The organism is uncultured Brevundimonas sp., from assembly GCF_963977465.1.
GTDB lineage: Bacteria > Pseudomonadota > Alphaproteobacteria > Caulobacterales > Caulobacteraceae > Brevundimonas.
Genome location: NZ_CAXBOQ010000006.1, coordinates 196,839 through 213,931 on the forward strand (window position 1 = coordinate 196,839; position 17,093 = coordinate 213,931).

21 protein-coding genes, 1 tRNA gene and 1 other RNA gene are annotated in these 17,093 nt (G+C 66.3%); 11 read left to right on the top strand and 12 right to left on the bottom strand.

Going from position 1 to position 17,093, the window contains the following annotated elements; all coding sequences use genetic code 11:
• The first annotated feature begins 80 nt into the window (after nucleotides 1-80).
• From AAC067_RS13940 to AAC067_RS13970, 7 genes are all read left to right on the top strand, one after another.
• On the top strand, nucleotides 81-1,154 hold the full coding sequence (locus AAC067_RS13940) for an isoaspartyl peptidase/L-asparaginase (protein ID WP_339933456.1): 1,074 nt from the start codon (nucleotides 81-83) through the stop codon (nucleotides 1,152-1,154).
• On the top strand, nucleotides 1,151-1,621 hold the full coding sequence (locus AAC067_RS13945; protein WP_339933457.1) for an isoprenylcysteine carboxylmethyltransferase family protein: 471 nt from the start codon (nucleotides 1,151-1,153) through the stop codon (nucleotides 1,619-1,621). The genes AAC067_RS13940 and AAC067_RS13945 overlap by 4 nt, the downstream gene beginning before the upstream one ends.
• Nucleotides 1,618-1,890, top strand: coding sequence for a hypothetical protein (locus AAC067_RS13950; protein ID WP_339933458.1), 273 nt, complete (start codon nucleotides 1,618-1,620; stop codon nucleotides 1,888-1,890). The genes AAC067_RS13945 and AAC067_RS13950 overlap by 4 nt, the downstream gene beginning before the upstream one ends.
• Before the next feature lie 89 nt (nucleotides 1,891-1,979).
• Nucleotides 1,980-2,645 (top strand): hypothetical protein, encoded by a 666-nt coding sequence (locus tag AAC067_RS13955; protein ID WP_339933459.1) that lies wholly within the window; start codon nucleotides 1,980-1,982, stop codon nucleotides 2,643-2,645.
• A 45-nt stretch (nucleotides 2,646-2,690) separates the two neighbouring features.
• Nucleotides 2,691-3,701 carry a fumarylacetoacetate hydrolase family protein gene (locus tag AAC067_RS13960; protein ID WP_339933460.1) on the top strand — a complete coding sequence of 337 codons (1,011 nt, stop codon included), beginning with the start codon at nucleotides 2,691-2,693 and terminating at the stop codon, nucleotides 3,699-3,701.
• Nucleotides 3,702-3,795: 94 nt separating this feature from the next.
• Nucleotides 3,796-4,620, top strand: coding sequence for a hypothetical protein (locus AAC067_RS13965; RefSeq protein WP_339933461.1), 825 nt, complete (start codon nucleotides 3,796-3,798; stop codon nucleotides 4,618-4,620).
• Nucleotides 4,621-4,903: 283 nt separating this feature from the next.
• A tRNA-Leu gene (locus tag AAC067_RS13970) sits at nucleotides 4,904-4,988 on the top strand.
• Nucleotides 4,989-5,058: 70 nt separating this feature from the next.
• Here AAC067_RS13970 and AAC067_RS13975 read toward each other — a convergent pair.
• The 7 genes from AAC067_RS13975 to AAC067_RS14005 all read right to left on the bottom strand — a co-directional run bounded on the left by AAC067_RS13975 (nucleotide 5,059) and on the right by AAC067_RS14005 (nucleotide 10,442).
• Complete coding sequence (locus tag AAC067_RS13975) at nucleotides 5,059-5,472, bottom strand: TIGR01244 family sulfur transferase (protein ID WP_339933462.1); 414 nt, start codon at nucleotides 5,470-5,472, stop codon at nucleotides 5,059-5,061.
• 42 nt (nucleotides 5,473-5,514) lie between these two features.
• The gene (locus tag AAC067_RS13980) at nucleotides 5,515-6,441 is read right to left on the bottom strand and encodes an MBL fold metallo-hydrolase (RefSeq protein WP_339933463.1); all 927 of its coding nucleotides are present in this window, start codon (nucleotides 6,439-6,441) and stop codon (nucleotides 5,515-5,517) included.
• Between the two features lie 192 nt (nucleotides 6,442-6,633).
• Complete coding sequence (locus AAC067_RS13985; protein ID WP_339933464.1) at nucleotides 6,634-7,611, bottom strand: TraB/GumN family protein; 978 nt, start codon at nucleotides 7,609-7,611, stop codon at nucleotides 6,634-6,636.
• Between the two features lie 50 nt (nucleotides 7,612-7,661).
• A complete protein-coding gene (locus AAC067_RS13990) occupies nucleotides 7,662-7,850 on the bottom strand; it encodes a helix-turn-helix transcriptional regulator (RefSeq protein WP_339933465.1) in 189 nt (62 codons plus the stop codon).
• A gap of 9 nt (nucleotides 7,851-7,859) precedes the next feature.
• Nucleotides 7,860-8,303: a hypothetical protein gene (locus AAC067_RS13995; protein WP_339933466.1), complete on the bottom strand. Its 444-nt coding sequence runs from the start codon at nucleotides 8,301-8,303 to the stop codon at nucleotides 7,860-7,862.
• A gap of 205 nt (nucleotides 8,304-8,508) precedes the next feature.
• Nucleotides 8,509-9,789 carry a DNA recombination protein RmuC gene (locus AAC067_RS14000; protein ID WP_339933467.1) on the bottom strand — a complete coding sequence of 427 codons (1,281 nt, stop codon included), beginning with the start codon at nucleotides 9,787-9,789 and terminating at the stop codon, nucleotides 8,509-8,511.
• Between the two features lie 236 nt (nucleotides 9,790-10,025).
• Nucleotides 10,026-10,442, bottom strand: a complete 417-nt coding sequence (locus AAC067_RS14005; protein WP_339933468.1) for a DUF4279 domain-containing protein — start codon at nucleotides 10,440-10,442, stop codon at nucleotides 10,026-10,028.
• 98 nt (nucleotides 10,443-10,540) lie between these two features.
• Between AAC067_RS14005 and AAC067_RS14010 the strand changes: the two genes are divergently transcribed.
• From AAC067_RS14010 to AAC067_RS14020, 3 genes are all read left to right on the top strand, one after another.
• Nucleotides 10,541-10,843, top strand: a complete 303-nt coding sequence (locus tag AAC067_RS14010; RefSeq protein ID WP_339933469.1) for a hypothetical protein — start codon at nucleotides 10,541-10,543, stop codon at nucleotides 10,841-10,843.
• A gap of 116 nt (nucleotides 10,844-10,959) precedes the next feature.
• A complete protein-coding gene (locus tag AAC067_RS14015; protein WP_339933470.1) occupies nucleotides 10,960-11,688 on the top strand; it encodes an alpha/beta fold hydrolase in 729 nt (242 codons plus the stop codon).
• 90 nt (nucleotides 11,689-11,778) lie between these two features.
• Nucleotides 11,779-12,588 (top strand): hypothetical protein, encoded by an 810-nt coding sequence (locus AAC067_RS14020; protein ID WP_339933471.1) that lies wholly within the window; start codon nucleotides 11,779-11,781, stop codon nucleotides 12,586-12,588.
• 92 nt (nucleotides 12,589-12,680) lie between these two features.
• Here the strand turns inward: AAC067_RS14020 and recR are convergent, their stop codons facing one another.
• Nucleotides 12,681-13,289, bottom strand: a complete 609-nt coding sequence (gene recR / locus AAC067_RS14025) for a recombination mediator RecR (protein WP_339933472.1) — start codon at nucleotides 13,287-13,289, stop codon at nucleotides 12,681-12,683.
• Between the two features lies 1 nt (nucleotide 13,290).
• Complete coding sequence (locus AAC067_RS14030; RefSeq protein ID WP_339933473.1) at nucleotides 13,291-13,620, bottom strand: YbaB/EbfC family nucleoid-associated protein; 330 nt, start codon at nucleotides 13,618-13,620, stop codon at nucleotides 13,291-13,293.
• A gap of 140 nt (nucleotides 13,621-13,760) precedes the next feature.
• On the opposite strand from AAC067_RS14030, the gene AAC067_RS14035 reads away from it, so the two are divergent.
• Complete coding sequence (locus AAC067_RS14035; protein ID WP_339933474.1) at nucleotides 13,761-14,375, top strand: malonic semialdehyde reductase; 615 nt, start codon at nucleotides 13,761-13,763, stop codon at nucleotides 14,373-14,375.
• 31 nt (nucleotides 14,376-14,406) lie between these two features.
• Here AAC067_RS14035 and AAC067_RS14040 read toward each other — a convergent pair whose 3' ends face one another.
• The 3 genes from AAC067_RS14040 to ffs form a co-directional block, all read right to left on the bottom strand.
• On the bottom strand, nucleotides 14,407-16,257 hold the full coding sequence (locus AAC067_RS14040; protein ID WP_339933475.1) for a DNA polymerase III subunit gamma/tau: 1,851 nt from the start codon (nucleotides 16,255-16,257) through the stop codon (nucleotides 14,407-14,409).
• Between the two features lie 61 nt (nucleotides 16,258-16,318).
• Nucleotides 16,319-16,750, bottom strand: a complete 432-nt coding sequence (locus AAC067_RS14045) for a DUF3597 domain-containing protein (protein ID WP_339933476.1) — start codon at nucleotides 16,748-16,750, stop codon at nucleotides 16,319-16,321.
• 188 nt (nucleotides 16,751-16,938) lie between these two features.
• An RNA gene (ffs, locus tag AAC067_RS14050) (signal recognition particle sRNA small type) lies at nucleotides 16,939-17,032 on the bottom strand.
• Nucleotides 17,033-17,093: the final 61 nt, after the last annotated feature.

Genomic DNA, 17,093 nt, shown 5'->3' on the forward strand with positions numbered 1-17,093 from the left:
GGGGGATCGTAACGGCCGCAACAGGCCGCTACGATCCCCCTATACGCCGCCATACCAGTCCTGCCCGGGAGGGGCCCGTCATGAAGTCCGCCATCCTCGCCTTCTGTCTGGCCGCCGGGCTCGCCGGTACCGCCACGGCCCACGAGGCCCCCGCCTGGTCCTTCGCCATCCACGGCGGAGCCGGCGTGATCGAACGCGCCAATCTGTCGCCGAGTCAGGACGCCGACTACCGTGCTGCCCTCAAAGTCGCACTCGAGGCCGGCGGCAAGGTGCTGGCTGACGGTGGCTCGGCCCTCGATGCGGTTCAGGCCGCGATCGAGACGATGGAGGACAATCCGCTGTTCAACGCCGGTCGCGGTGCGGTCTTCACCGCTGCCGGACGCAACGAGATGGACGCCTCCATCATGACCGGCACCGACCTCGACGCCGGGTCCGTGGCCGGCCTGACCCATACCCGCCACCCGATCGCCGCCGCCCGCGCGGTGATGGAACGGTCGCCCCATGTGATGCTGGCTGGGGACGGAGCCGATACCTTCGCCGCCTCCGACGGTCTGGAACAGGCTCCGTCCAGCTGGTTTTTCACCGAGCGGCGCTGGCAAGGGCTGCTGCGCAGCCTGCGCGACCAGAGCCTGCCGATCCCGGCCCGACCCGAGGGTGTACCCGTCCCGTCGGACCAGGGAGCCGCCCTGACCGACCAGCCCGGCATGCCGCCGCTGAACGAGCGTAAATTCGGCACGGTCGGGGCCGTGGCTCTCGACCGGCAGGGAAATCTGGCCGCGGGCACCTCGACCGGCGGCACCAATGCCAAACAATGGGGTCGGGTCGGTGACGCCCCGATAATCGGCGCGGGCACCTATGCCTCCAACGCCGACGGCTGCGCCGTCTCGGCCACTGGCACCGGCGAGTATTTCATCCGTTCGACCGTGGCCCGCGACATCTGCACCCGCACCGCAGCCGGAGCCTCGGCCCAGGTGGCGGGCGAGGCCGAGATCGCGGACGTCGGCACCATCGGCGGCGACGGCGGCGTGGTGGTCATGGCCCGGGACGGTGTACCCGGCTTCGCGATGAATACCTCGGGCATGTATCGCGGTGCCATCTCGTCCGAACATCCGGCCCGGGTCGCCATCTACGGTGACGAGGCCCTGCGCCCGTGACCCAACGCGACCATCCCGGCGTCGCCGTGCCGCCGCCTCTGATCTATTTCGGTTTCCTCGCCATGGGCTGGGGCCTGCACGTCTGGCTGAACGGCCCGGATCTCGGTCTGCCGCTCGAAGTCCGACGCGGCCTCGCTATCGGCCTGATCATCGTCGGCCTGCTGCTCGACGGCATGGCCGCGGGCCTGTTCCGCCGCCGCAACACGGCCGTAGAGCCGTGGAAACCGTCGACCACCCTGGTCACCGACGGGCCCTTCCGCTTCAGCCGCAACCCGATCTACGTCGGCTTCGCCATCACCTATGTCGGCCTGGCGGTGGCCATGGACAGCTGGTTCGCCCTGGGCCTGCTGTTCCCCTGCCTGCTGGCCGTCGACCGCTTTGTCATCGCCCGCGAGGAACGCTATCTGAGCGCCAAATTCGGCGCGGACTACCAGGCCTATTGTGACCGGGTCAGGAGGTGGCTGTGACCGCCTTTGTTGCCGATGACGAACTGTCCAGCATGGCCATCGAGGAACTGGACGCTGCCTGCGCGCTCAAATGGCCGGAGCTGAAGCGCATCACCCCCTGGGGCGACACCTTCACCGGCTTCGCCCCCTCCGGCCGCGAGGTCGAGATCGAGCGCCGCTACCTCTGGTCCCATGAACCGCAGGGCGCGATTGCCGTCGAGATCGAGGTCCGGGTGGCCGGGGGGCAGCAGACGGCCGAGGCGCGGGCCCTGATCACGCCACCCGACTGACGCCGTTCACCGACCCGCGTTAACCTTTTCGATTGCCATTCAGTCTGACGGCGGCAACATGCGGTCGCACAACTGGGGGCATCAGCTGCATGACGCAATATCCGTCAGAGTTTCAGAACGGCGGGGGGTTCGACCCGGTCACGCCGGACGTTTTTTTCAGCCTGCCGCCGATGCTGCTGGCCGCCTTCCTGCTGCTGCTGGCCCTGGCCATCGTCCTGACCTGGTTCGCCCGCGACCTGTTCGGCCGCAAGGACCCCGATGCGGCCGACGATATCTGGACCGCAATCAGTGCGGCCTGCCAGTCGGCCATGGCAGCCAACAGTGATCAGCTGCTGGCCCGGGCTAAGGCCCTGCGCGAGGCCATCAACGCCCGGCTGGGACCCGTCCTGACCCTGACAGACGGTCTCAACAAGCCGCTGACCGCCCTCGACAAGGCCATCAAGGGCAAGTCCCAGGATGAGCGCGCGACAACGACGACCGGCGGAAGCTGCGCCCCCCACCTGACCGTGCTTCAGAACAGCCGGATTGTCCTCAAGGGTGACAGCGCCGGTGACCCTGCCACCGGATCGGCGCGATCTTCGCCGCCCGCGACCGTCCGGGATATGACCGACGCCGAGCGGGCCAGCGCCCTGCGCAGCGCCATCGGGGCCTTCCACGACCACTGGTCCGACAAGACCCTGCGTCTCGGCGAGCTCCGCAAGGCGCGCCACACCTTGTGCCACACGGCCCCGGTCGAACGACCCGCGCATCACTGACATCGAACGGTTCCCTCCCGGTCCAAAACCGCCTAAGCCAGAGGCATGAAACTCGCCTCTCTCAAGCACGGCCGGGACGGCCGCCTCGTCGTTGTTTCGCGGGACCTGAACTGGTTCACGGACGCCTTCCTGATCGCCCCGACCCTGCAGGCGGCGCTCGATGACTGGGCGCGCTGCGAACCCCAGCTGCGGGTTCTGGCCGAGAGCCTTGAGCATGAGGCGGTGCCGCGCGGCCGCTTCCACGAACGGGAGGCCGCCGCCCCCCTGCCCCGCGCCTATCAGTGGGCCGACGGCTCGGCCTATGTGAACCACGTCGCCTTGGTGCGGCAGGCCCGCAACGCCGAAATGCCGGACAGCTTCTGGACCGACCCCCTGATGTACCAGGGTGCCTCCGACTCGATGCTGGGGCCGCGCGACCCCATCCCGCTGGCCGACGAGTCCTGGGGCTGCGATCTCGAGGCCGAGGTCGTGGTCGTAACCGGTGACGTGCCCCAGGGCGTTTCGTCCGAGGCGGCCCTGACCCATGTCCGTCTGATCGGTTTGGTCAACGACGTGTCGCTGCGCAACCTGATCCCCGGCGAACTGTCAAAAGGCTTCGGCTTCGTCCAGTCCAAGCCGGCTTCCGCCCTGTCGCCCGTGTTCGTCACCCCCGACGAACTGGGCCCGCGCTGGAACGGCGGCAAGCTGCACGGCACCCTGTCGGTCCAGCTGAACGGCAAGGCGTTCGGCAAGGCCGACGCCGGTGTCGACATGACCTTCGATTTCGGCACCCTGATCGCTCATCTGGCCAAGACGCGGTCGCTGTGCGCCGGCACCATCATCGGCTCGGGTACGGTGTCCAACCGCGACACCGACGGCGGCCCCGGCAAGCCGATCACCGACGGCGGCCAGGGCTATTCCTGCATCGCCGAGGTCCGCACCGTCGAGACCATCCTGCGCGGCGAGGCCGAGACCCCCTTCCTCAAGCACGGCGACACCGTGCGGATCGAGATGCTGGACGACACCCACCACTCGATCTTCGGAGCCATCGAACAGACGGTCGCCCCGCTGGGCTGAAGCAGCGCGGCGGGGGCCTCAGGCTCGCCGATTTTCGCGTTGACGTCGCGACAAACTCACCTAAGGGTTGTTCTCCGTTCCGGAGACCAGTTTGATGCGTGTGATGCTTTTGGCGGGGCTAATCGCAGCCTTTGCCCAACCCGTGATGGCCCAACAGGCTCGCGACTGGGACATCCTGCGCGATCCGGCCCAGCGGGTCATTATGGCCTACACCCCGTTCGACAATGGCCTCGGAATCGCTGTCCGATGCATCAACCGCTCCTATGAAGCCCTGATCACGGGCCTGCCCCCAACCGAGTACGAAACCCGGCCACTGGACGTTGCCTTTGGCGATCGTGAACTCCGGGAGCAGACTTGGAATGTGGCCATGGAGTCACGCGTCGCGGTCAGCAGCCGCCCCGCCGAATTCGCCCGTAAACTGCGGGAGGGCGGAACTCTGAAGGTCCGCGTTCCGGGGGCCGCAGAGGGGGGGCGAAACCTGCTGTACGTTCTCGAACTGCCAGCCTCAAGCGCGGCTATCGACGAAACCCTGACCGCTTGCGACCGGCCCTTGGTGGACCCGCGGGATGCCGAGATCCAGGACATCGGCCGCAACGGCCTCCCGGGCGGCGTGGAGTGGGTGCGGCGACCGCAGGTACGTTATCCGGACACCCAATTCGCCCGGGGCTTCGCCGTCCTGACCTGCCTGACCAATCCGGACGGTACCCTGCGGTCCTGCGTGGTCGAAGCCGAACACCCGCAGGGCGGCCATTTCGGTGAGGCGGCACTAAGTGGCACGCGCCGCGCCCGGCTGGGGGTGACGGCCGACCCGGACGCTGTGGTCCCGCCCCGTTACGTCAGTTTCCGCGTCAATTTCGCGATGGACGGATATGGAGCCCGCCGGACTCGCCACGCGCCCCGCTCCGCCGCCAGCGACTGAGTGATCAGGCCGCAACCGGTCCTGTGCCATGACCAGCGTCGGCCCGGCGCACGAGGCCACGACCATCAGGATGGCCAGGGCGGTGAGCGGAGATTTGCGGGACATGTCGGCCTTCCGGTGTTGACTGCGATACCCGAAAGAGGCCCCGGCGGTGCCATACGGATGCAACAGCCGGATTAAGCTTTGGTCAGACGCGCCGGGTGCAACCGCCAATCCTGCGTTGACGGGATCGGACTCACCGGGCTACCACCGCCGGAGTTCGGCGCAATCGCGCGCGGACGCTGCGGGCGTGGTGGAATTGGTAGACGCGCTGGATTCAAAATCCAGTTCCGAAAGGAGTGCCGGTTCGACCCCGGCCGCCCGCACCATCAGTTTAGAATTGCGCCGCCGGGCCCGCCCCCGAACATGCCCCGCGTAGGCTGGAAGGTGCCGTTTGCGTCAGCTCTCGAGTCGCGGCTTCAGCGGTGACAGGTCATAACCGGCGGCGCGGGCCGTCTCGATCAGCTCCTGCGCCGGACGGGTTCCGGCGTTGGCCAGGCCCCACAGGCAGGTGGTGCGGGTCCCGCTGCGACAGAAGCCCAGCACCGGTCCGGGCAGTTCATCGAGGGCGGCGCGCATGGCAGCCACGGCTTCAGGGCCCATGCTCGCTCCGGTGACCGGGATGTGCCGGAACGTCAGCCCCTCGGCCTCGGCCGCGGCCTTCACCTGCGCGGCATCGGGCTGCCCCGGCTCCTCGCCGTCGGGCCGGTTCGAAATCACCGAGCGATAACCCAGGTCGGCGAGGGCCTTCATGTCCTCGAGCATGATCTGGGGCGAGGCATCCAGCCGGTCGTCGATCTTGCGAATATCCATAGCGTCTTCCTTCTGGTCATCAGGCCCGGGTTGACCGGAGCGTCACAACAGGTTGAGCGGCACTTTCAGATAGCGCACGCCATTGTCCTCGGGCGGCGGCAACTGGCCGCCGTTCATGTTCACCTGCACCGACGGCAGGATCAGCTTGGGCATCGACAGGGTGGCGTCCCGGGCCGTGCGCATGGCGACAAACTCGTCCTCGCTGACGCTGTCGCGGATATGAATATTGCCAGTCCGCTCGGCCCCAATGGTGGTCTCCCAGGCGTAGGTCGTGCGCCCGGGCGGGGCCATGTAGTCATGGCACAGGAACACGCGCGCGGCGTCGGGCAGGGATGTCAGCCGATGGATCGACCGGTACAGGGTCCGCGCGTCGCCGCCGGGAAAGTCGCAACGCGCCGTGCCATAGTCCGGCATGAACAGGGTGTCGCCGGGAAAGACCGCGTCGCCGATGACATAGGCCAGGCAGGCCGGCGTATGGCCCGGCACATGTAGCACCGTCGCCTCCAGCCCGCCGATGGCGAAACTGTCGCCGTCGCGGAACAGGCGGTCGAACTGGCTGCCGTCGCGATGGAAGGCGGCGTCCTCGTTGAAAATCTCGCCGAAGGCCTGCTGCACCTGAACGATCTCCCGCCCGATCGCCATCTTCCCGCCAAGAGCGGCCTGCAGATAGGGGGCGGCCGACAGGTGGTCGGCGTGGGCATGGGTTTCCAGCAGCCATTCGACCGTCAACCCTTCGGCGCGAACATGGGCGATCAGGGTGTCGGCGGAACCCGTCGAGGTTCGCCCGGACGCGGCGTCATAATCGAGCACGCTGTCGATGATGGCACAGGCGCTCGATCCGGAATCACGCACCACATGGCTGATCGTGAAGGTGGCTTCATCGAAGAACGAGGTGACGATCGGACTTCGGGCCGCATCCGCAAGGGCTGCGCGCACGCCCTCGGCAGCCCTATCTCGCGCGGGATCCATGGAGGCGCTGGGGATAGTCGTGCTCCTGTCTGATGTCACTCAGTCTCTGTAGCATCCCTAGGACCAAAAACGGGAAGCGACGCGGCCGGTTCCGTCCGTCGGGCGACCTCACTCCTGTCGACACCCCATGCCGGACGAAAAACCCGGTCGCCATGCGGCGACCGGGTCCTCGGTATTAGCGGTAGCTGGGCGTTAGTTCAGTACACGTTCGACCGTGACGCCGCGTGCGGCCAGCATCGACTGGACGCTGTCATCGCCGGCCAGGTGGGCGGCTCCCACGGCGATGAACACCGTGCCCGAACCCTCGAGCAGGGTCTCGATCTGCCCGGCCCAGTTGGCGTTCCGGTTGACCAGCAGCGACTGGTACATCAGCTCGCTCGCGTCGCGCATCGGTTCGACCCCGATGGTCTCGATGGCCTCGACGTCACCGTCAGCCCAGGCCGTGACCAGCTTGTCCAGCTCGACCGTCGCATCCTCGAAATCCTCGAGCGTGCTGCGCAGGAAGTCCAGCTGTCCAGCCTCGGGGAAGCCCGCCAGGATGCGGATCTGCTCGTCGATGGTCTCGAAGCCGGTGACCGTCTTGCCCGCGGCCTCGGCGCGCGCCTTCAGCAGCAGGTCGACGCCCGATTGCGGATCGTAACCGGCCTTGGTCAACGGAGCGACCGACAGGGTCAGAGCCACCAGCCACGGCCGCATCGGGTCGAGCTGGGCGGCGGTGAGCCCCATTGACCGGGCGGCGACATCGAGCGCTTCCAGCTCATCCACAGTCAGCAGACTCGACAGCGGGGTTTCCGGCGAGATGCCGTACTGCTGGATCAGGGGCATGGCCGCCGCCTGATCATCCGGGTTGGAGACCTCGAGAATCAACCGTGTGGCGCTGTCGAAAGCCGCGTCGACGTGATCCGATCCCCAGGCCGTGGTCGGCCGCAACACATGCACCGTGCCGTACAGATACAGGGTCGAGTCGGCGTCACGGATAGCCCACAGCGCCGGGCCGGCACCCTCGGCCCGCGGGGCCGGCGTGCTGACGGTGGCAGCCGGAGTCTGGGCCAGGGCGGTCGTCGGCAGGCTGCCGACCAGGGCGGCGGTCAGCGCGACACCGAAGGCAGCACCCACGGCGTGGCGGGCCAGATCACTGGCGGAGGTCTTGAGACGGGTCATGAAGGTCATGGCGAAATCCTGTTCGAAGTTGATGGCGAAAAGCCGGTTGAGAGTCGGGATTATTCGGAAAAGATGGACTCGATCGTCTGATCGAAGACCCGGGCGATCCTGAAGGCGAGCGGCAGGGACGGGTCGTAGCGACCGGTCTCCAGCGCATTGACGGTCTGACGCGAAACCCCGAGCTGTTCGGCCAAATCGGCCTGGCTCCAGTTGCGTTCGGCGCGCAGAACCTTAAGGCGGTTGTTCATGGCCCACCCCTATCGCCGGACCAGCCACCAGCCGGCCCAGGCGAGGGCGTAGCCGATGATCTGGAACAGGGCGCAGGCAAGCCCTCCGGCCAGTAGGATGTCGACCGGATCGGACCCCAGAGCCGCAACAACCGCGTCGCTTCCGGCGCTGCCGACCAGGGTGATCACGGCAACGCCGCCGACGGCAAGGCCGCCGGTGCTGCCCCACCACCAGGCCCATTTGTGCGCTTCGCGGGCCGCCTCATCGAGGGTGTTCCACCAGAGGACAGATGAACCCGCAACGATCAGCATGGCGAAAGTGCCGCCGGCTGCCGCGATCAGGACGCCGACCGGACTGGCTGACCCGAAAGTGCCTGCCAGCACACCACCGACACCACCACCGGCCGCACACAGCGCGACGGCGGCGAGGTATCGAATGGCCGGCCGGCGAGCCAGGGCCGTTGAAATTTTCATGACAAGTTCCCGCGTCTATTTGACAAGGGTGTTTTACACCAACCACCGATCAGGTCAAGCACCCTTGTCACAAAAGCAAGCTCGCTTGACAAATTGACCACCAGACATCGGTCAGGCCGGGCGTTGAAAGGAACGACGATACTCATGTGTCGTTATTTAGCTAAACGACAAACAAATGTCCAGCCGCGCAGCAAACCCGTCGTGATCAGTCCTGTTTCAGGCCCTGCCCGATCGGCTTGGAATCAGCGGCCCCGGCCAGCAGTTCGGGTCGACTCAGGCTGCGCGGAGTCTGGTCCAGCGCCGGCAGGACCGGCATCTCCTTGCCCTCGTGATCCACCTGCAGATCCTCGAACCGACGGGCCGAGACCATCACCTGGCTCTCCAGCGAGCCGACGAACTGGTTGTACTTGCCCACGGCGGTGTCGAGCGCGCGGCCGACAGCGGCGGCATGGCTGCCCATGACCGACAGGCGTTTGTAGAGCTCCTTGCCCAGTTTCGCGACTTCCTCGGCGTTCCTGGCCTGCTCGTCAGCACGCCAGCCATAGGCGACCGCCTTGCACAGGGCGAACAATGTGGTCGGGGTCACGATCACCACCCGCGAGCTCATCGCCGTGGTCATCAGATCGGGCTCGTGATCCAGCGCTGCGGCCAGAAAGGCGTCGCCCGGCACGAACATGACCACAAAATCGGGGCTGGGCTTGAACTGGTCCTGATAGGCCTTGGACGACAGCTGCCGCACATGGGTCTTCATACTGGTCGCCGTGCGGAGCGAGGCGGCGGTCCGCTGGGCCTCGTCGTCGCCATCGGCCTCATCGACGAAGGCCAGCGACACCTTGGCGTCGATCACGAACATGCCGCCACCGGGCAGGCGCACGATGAAGTCGGGCCGCGACTGCCGCCCTTCCTCGTTGGCGGATGAGGTCTGTTCCTCGAAATCGAACCGCCCGGCCATGCCCGCGGCCTCCAGCACATTGCGACAGGTCTGTTCGCCCCAGCGCCCGCGCCGCCCGGTATTGCCGCGCAGGGCCTCGGTCAGCCGCCGCGCCTCGTCGCGCGTCGCCGTCGAGGCGGTCATCAGCAGGGCAAGCTGTTCCTTCAGCCCGCCGGTCTCCTCATTGCGGGTCTTCTCCAGCGCCGTCACATGGTCCTGGAATTTCTTCAGCGTTTCGGCCACCGGCTTGAGCTGGGCCTCCATCCGCTGCTGCGCCATCAGTTCGCGATTGCGGAAGGTCTCGTCGGTGCGCTTCAGCAGTTCCTCGGCCACGGTATTGGCGGACTGGGCGGCCTGGGCGCGCAGCAGTTCGGTCGAGGTCGCGGCCTGGTCCTCGAACAGGCGCATGCGGGCCTCGGTCTCGGCATAGCGTTCGCGCAGCTCCCAGGCCCGGGTCTCGGCCGCCGTGGCGCGACGCCGCTCCATCAGGGCCCAGAACAGGGCGATGACGGCGACAACCGCGGCGGCGGCGGCAAGGATCAGATTGGCGTTCATGCTCCGTTCCTTACCGGGAGTCGCCGGCGGGGGTGAACTGAAAAACAGGGTCCACTGAGTCCACCGGGTCCACATTGGCCGGCGGGGCGGGGTGGGCGGGGGCGGATCGACGGGGACGGTGAGACGGGGTCACGGGGGTCTTTGCACAGGCTGCCGCGGGGTGCGGCGGGCGGAGTGTAGGCCGCCGGTGCGTCAGGTTCGGGCGTGGACCGACTTTTTCGACCCGTTGCGGACGTTCAATCCGGTTGTGTCTGCTCGTGGATGTCGAGATCGAGGACAAGTCCGCGCTCGCCGATCAACAGCAGAGTGTCGGGCTGGAGTGTCAGTCCCTCATTCAACGAAGCCAGAAAAAGCCCACAAAAGACCCGCCCCCGATAACGCCCCGCCAGAGATCTCCATGCCACGAGATCATCGTTGAGGCTGGAAAGCAGTTGCTTGATCTGCCCGTCGAGGTCCGCAGGCGCGGACCTTTCTGCCACCAACCGCCAAGAGCCAGTTTTGGCGGTCGCTTCAGTGCCGAGTTTGGTAGTCCAACTCGCCCCCTTGGCGATGCCCATGGTTGGTTCACCGCCGAGGCAATGCGTGACCTCCGACGGATCAAGGTCATCACCGTAGAAGCCGATGGATGCCGCCGAGGAATTTATGGGTCCCATCGCGAGACCGTATCAGACCAAGGTCCGCTTCCCAGCCTAAACCGTCCGTCCGCTTTCGACCCATTGCGGACCTTCGAGACAAAACGCAAACTGGTCTGATGGGGACCAAACTCAGTGCCGAGGATGCCGGGGCCTATGAGGCCTTGGACCGCTTGCTGTTCCGGCAGTGGGACCCGATTGGCGTCTATGACCTCGATGGGCCTGACGACGAATATCGAGCCTACCTACCGCGCTTCTGGGAGTTGGTGCGAACGGGGTCGTCAGATGTCGAGGTCATCGAATATCTCGCTGAGATCGAGCGAGATCGGATCGCGTTCCAGACCAGCGACGAACATCGACTGGACATAGTGCGGAAAGCTGCGGCCTTGGTCGCGGCGTGGCGGTTACCAATTCGACCGTAGCGAAACGTCCGCTTCTCACCCCTGGGCGAAGGTCCCCTTCCGACCCATTGCAGACATTGTCATGGCGGTATGCCTTCAGCTTATGGTGAGGGTGAACTGACCGAGGGGAAAGACCCATGCCCAACGTTACACGTCGTGGTCACCGCGTTCATTACTCGGTCGAAGGAACCGGCCCCACGGTCGTTCTGCTGCACGGACTTCTGATGGCGGACGGGTGGCAAGCTGGAGGGATCGCACCGGCTCTTGCGGCTGACTACCGAGTCGTCTGCATCGACTCCCTTGGGGAGGGTCGAAGCGACAAGCCTGATAATCCGAGCCTCTATGTGCAAAGCGAGCGCACAGCCGATGTGGTGGCGGTTCTCGATGCCATAGATAGCGAGCGCGCGCACATCATCGGGTATTCGATGGGGGGATGGGCCGCCGTCGGCATGGCGAAGCACTACCCGCACCGGCTCTCTTCATTGGCTGTCGGCGGATGGGATATTGAAAACGGCCTGCCGCACGGCCCAACTGGCCCACTGACATTCGATCAGTTCATGGGGTTTGCACGTCAAGCCGCACCGTCACTTGCCAACACCGTAAGGGCCGAAGACGAACCCGCTGTGCGAGCCTGCTTCGACACCCTGAGTGAGTTGGATGGCGCGCGCTCAGCCGTAATAGACTTGAAAGCTCCGGTCCTATTGTGGGCGGCGGAAGACGATCCCTACCATCGACCGATGAGGCATTTCGCAAGCCTTCACGGCATCCCCTTCGTCTCGACAGGCGGCAACCACTTGTCGGCGATCTTGAATCCCCATCCAGCCGTCCTCCGTGATCTTCAGGGGTTCATTTCGAGTGCCTCCTAACCACCCTTTGGCGACGGTCGGCTTTCGACCCATAGCGGACATTCTAGCGGTTCTGTAGCGTCCGGGTTGGGACCCGTATCGGAGAGACAGATGATCGCTTTACTCGCCGCCGCTTTGTTAACAGGTGCTTCGCCAGCCTGTGCGTCTCCGGTGGGGACGGATGTTCTGCTGGAGCAGCCTCAACGGATTATCGTCGTCGGGGAAACACACGGCACGGTGGAGGCACCGGCAGCGTTCCTAGGCATCGTCTGCGAGGCTGCACAACGGGGTCCCGTCACCGTGGGGTTGGAGATGTCCGAGGCGGACCGGCCCTTGTTTGACCGGGTCATGGCGGCCCCCGATGTCGCCAGCGCAGCGCGGCTACTCCGATATGGGGACTTCGGACGCGCCGACAGGGACGACGGACGAAACAGTCAGGCTATGATGGACATGATGTTGGGCTTTTGGCGGCTTCGAGCCGAAGGCAACGACATCGCCCTCCACCCCTTCCAGCCGCTGTTGTCTCGCATTTCGGGGCGTGATCAAGCGTGGGGGGAGTTGGAGATGGCCTATGGCATGAGCCGCGCTCTGGTCGTCCGCCCTAATGCACGGGTATTGATCCTCGTGGGCGACCTTCATGCCCGCAAGACTCCGTTTACTCCGTGGCCTGATGTCGGCCTCCCCGCAGCCGGACATCTGCACGCGACGGACACTCTCACCCTGCATTTTGCCCAGCAGGGCGGCGAGAGTTGGGGCTGCGAGGCCGAATGCGGTCTAAAGAGGACGAGGGGCGTTGATGACCCGCAGGCGCGGGGTGTCATCCTCGGACCCGTGAAGGATGGTGCATATGACGGCGTGCTGGCTGTCGGCCCGACGACCGCTTCTCCACCCGCCGCCCTCTCCCCCACCCCACCGACCTAGGGAGAACGTCCGCTTTCCCCCCAAAGCAGACGTTCCGCGAGTCCGCATTCCGCGGTGCCACTGGCAATCCCGAGTCCGGAGTCGGTGAAAGCCTAGGCCGGCCGTCGTGCCCGCATCGCCTGGACGATCGTGCCGTCGTCGAGCCAGTCCAGATCGCCGCCGACCGGCACACCGCGGGCCAGGGACGTCACCGCCACCTGGTTGCCGGTCCCGGTCAGCCGCTCGGCGATATAGTGGGCCGTGGTCTGGCCATCGACGGTGGCCGGCAGGGCCAGCACCACCTCGCGCACCTCGCCGCCGCGCACCCGGCCGCTCAGTTCGGCGATACGCAGGGCCTCGGGACCGACCCCGTCCAGCGCCGACAGCAGGCCGCCCAGCACATGATATTTGCCGCGAAAGGCCCCGGACCGCTCCATGGCCCACAGGGCCCCGGCCTCCTCGACCACGCAGATTAGCGCGTTGTCGCGCGCGCCGTCGGAACAGATGGAACAGGGATCGCGGGTATCGGGCGCGCCGCACACCGAGCAGGAAGTGACCTTGTCGGCCGTCTCCTGCAGCGCCGCCGCCAGCGGCACCAGCAGCTGTTCGCGTCGTTTCAGCAGGGCCAGGGCCGCGCGGCGGGCCGAACGCGGACCCAGCCCCGGCAGCTTGGCCAGCAGGCTGATCAGTCGTTCGATTTCCGGCCCGGCCGAGGCGGCCAAGTCAGAACAGTTTCGGCATGCCGGGGATGTTCATCCCGGCCATCGGCCCGGCGGCCTCGCGCATCAGGGCGCTGTTGGCCTCATCCAGCTTGCGCTTGGCGTCGGCGTGGGCCGCCATGACCAGATCGGCCAGGATCTCACTCTCGCCCGCCACCATCAGACTGTCGTCGATGATCACCGAGGTGATGTCGCCGGGCCCCTTCAGGTCGACGATCACCAGACCGCCGCCGCTGGTCCCGCTGGCGGTGGTTTCAGTCATTTTCGCCTGGGCGTCCTGCAGCTTTTGCTGCATCGCCTGGGCCTGCTGCATCAGGGCATTCAAATCGGTCATGGCCCCAAGATAGGCCCTTCGGTTGTCTGACAACAGGGCACGGTGGACCAATCGGGAAGGAATTTCGCGGTGCCCCCTTGCACCCGAAACAGCCGCTCCTATCTGTATCTAGTACTGTTACTTATAAGGAGAGGGCTTCGATGGCCTATGATGCTTCCCCGCTGCGTGACCAACCCGTGTCCGTCAATGTTCTGGACCAAGTCTTTACCGGGGCGCGCACCCGCAACGGCTGGAGTGACCGACCCGTTCCGGAATCCCTGATTCACCAGCTGTACGACCTGACCAAATTCGGGCCGACCTCGCTGAACATGAGCACGGCCCGGTTTGTGTTCGTCACCTCGCCCGAGGCCCGCGACCGGCTCGTGCCGTTGATGAGCGAGGGCAATCGCGCCAAGACCGCCGCGGCCCCGGTCAATGTAATCATCGGCTATGAGGTCGAATTCCAGGACAGCCTGACCGAACTGTTCCCGCACGCCCCGGGCGTCGCGGCCATGTTCAACGACGACGCCGGTCGCCGGGAAGCTTCCTTCCGCAACAGCACGCTGCAAGGCGGCTATATGATCCTGGCTGCGCGGGCGCTGGGCCTCGACGCGGGGCCGATGTCCGGGTTCGACCCGGCCGGGGTCAAGGCCGCCTTCTTCCCGGACAGCACGATCGAACCGAATTTCGTACTCAGTCTCGGTTACGGCACCGACGAGAATCTGTTCCCGCGCTCGCCGCGCCTGGCTTTCGACAGCGCCGCGAAAATCATCTGAGCCCCGAACCGCGATTGGGGAGACGACGGGGTCAGTCCTCGTCGCTCTCCCCGTCGTCGGGGATGGCCGGCATCTCGACCGCCGGGGCCAGGGTCTTGATCTCACCCAGAACCGAACCGGGGAAGGTTTCCAGCACCGCCATCACGAACGGATCGGATTCGACCGCGGCCCGTTCCTCGGCCCGGCCGCGCTTCTCGCCCTCGATCAACGTCTCGCCACCGCCCTGGCCGTTGGCGGCGATCAGCCACGTCCGCCCGGTCCATTCCTTCAGCCGACTGGCCAGACGTCGCGCCAGGTCGAACGGGGCCCCGGGACCGCTCTCATAGGTGATGGCTCCCGGCTTGAAAGCCACCGGCTTGACGTAGCGTTGCACGTCCATCTGCAGGCTGATCTCGCGCTTCTCGCCGATCAGGGCCACCGTAGCCTCAAAGGTCTGCGGATCGGGCAAGGCCGGGGCCACGGCCTGACGCACCGCCATCTGGGCCGAAGCCCCGCCACCGCCACCACCGCCGCCGCCGCGCGGGCTCGCGCCCCCGCCACCGGCCGTCGGGTCGCCGTCACGCAGCGCTTTCAGCGCCTCCTCCGGTCCGGGCAGGTCAGCGGCATAGGCCAGCCGCACAATGGCCATCTCGACCGCATCGGCCGGACTGGGCGCGCGTCTGACCTCGTCCAGAGCCTTGAGCAGCATCTGCCAGACCCGGGCCAGGGTCCCGGCCGACAGCGCCGCGCCCAAGGCCGCCAGCTTCTGGGCCTGGTCATTGGGCAGGCGGGTGGCGTTCGGGCCCAGCATCTTGGCCACCGAGGCGGCGTGGCAATGCTCCAGCAGGTCGTTGGTCACCTGCACCGGATCGGCCCCATAGCCGTACAGGGTGCGGAAATTCTCCAGCGCCTCGGGCGTGCGTCCGCCCATGATGCTCTCGAACAGGGCGATGGTCTGGCTGCGGTCGGCCAGACCCAGCATGTCGCGCACGGTTTCGGTCCTGACCGTCTCGCCACGTTCGCCCTGCACCAGGGCCTGGTCCAGCAGTGACAGGCCGTCGCGCACCGAGCCCTCGGCGGCGCGGGCGATCAGGGCCAGGGCGTCGGATTCGATCGTCATGCCCTCGCGCCCGGAAATTCGCTCCAGATGACCGACCAGCACCTCGGGCTCGACCCGGCGCAGGTCGAAACGCTGGCAGCGGCTGAGGATGGTCACCGGCACCTTGCGGATCTCGGTGGTGGCGAAGATGAATTTGGCGTGCGGTGGCGGCTCTTCCAGCGTCTTCAGCAGGGCGTTGAAGGCCTGGTTCGACAGCATGTGCACTTCGTCCAGCACATAGACCTTGTAGCGCGCCTCGACCGGCCCGTAGCGCACGCTCTCCAGGATGTCGCGAATGTCGTTCACACCGGTATGCGAGGCCGCGTCCAGCTCCATCACATCCATATGCTGCCCGGCCATGATGGCCGCGTCGTGCCGCCCGTCAGCACTCAGGGCCAGGGACGGGCGGTCAATGGTGTCGTTCTGGTTGTTCAGGGCCCGGGCCAGCAGGCGGGCGGTGGTCGTCTTGCCGACCCCCCGCACCCCGGTCAGCATGAAGGCGTGGGCAATCCGTCCGCTGGAGAAGGCATTGGTCAGGGTGCGAACCATCGCTTCCTGGCCAATCAGGTCCTCAAAGGTGCGCGGTCGGTATTTGCGCGCCAGCACGGTATAGGCGGCCCCGTCGTCAACATGGGCGGCCAGTCCGTCGTCGGACACGGGTGCCGTGACCCGAATCGCCGCCGTGGCCGGCTCGGCCGCCGGTGCAGCCGCCGGGGCTCCGAACATGTCGTCGGTATTGTCGTCCCGCTCGGGAGCGTCCTCCTCCCACGGAGGGCCATCGGGATTCGCGTCGACGTCGGTCATGCCTAGGTCATACAGCGAGAGACGGCGCTCGCGCACCCCCTCCCGCTGTCGTGACCGGGGATCAGTCGGTCAGATCGCGAATCTGGCCGCCATTGTCGCGAATTTTCTGGATCACCTGCTTGTGCAGCCAGATGTTCATCGAGGCACTATCGGACATGTCGCCGGTATAGCCGAGCTCCTGGGCCAGATCCTTGCGCTCGGACAGCGAGCTGTCCATGCCGGTCAGCTTCATCAGATCGACGATCGAGGTGCGCCAGTTCAGCTTCTGGTCGCGCTGCTGGTTCATGAAATCGAGGATGCCGTCGACGTCGACGGTCTGCGCGGTATGGGGCTGCGGGGACGTGGCCATGCCGGCGTCGACCGGCGGCGGCGGTGTCGAGGGCGCGGTAACCGTTCCCGCCGCTGCGTTGTCGGCCGGTTTTTCCGGCTTGTAGCCCGGGCCGCCCTTCGCCCGATCCCAGATGCCGCCGATAATCTTGCCGAGAATACTCATGGTGTCGCTCCGGAACCGTTGAGCAGACGAAGCGGGCGATGCGCCTGTCGGTTCCGCAGGCACTGGAATTCAGTCCTGGCCTGCCAGGAGGCTGGCCACCCGGTGGCCCTCGCGCCGAGCCGCAGGTCACGAAACCGCGCTCAATCAGCCCGCGACCACGTCGCATCCGATAGCGCCCAAAAATGAGAGGAGGTGGAGACCGCGACCCGAAGGGGAATTCGTTGTGGCTGCTGCCTTCCGGCCCTGACCAGATTGGCGAAACCTTCGCCCGCGATCTCCGAGGCCTATATCGCGGTTCATGCGGCCAGAATCAAGACACCTCCCCCCAACAACCGCTTGAGGC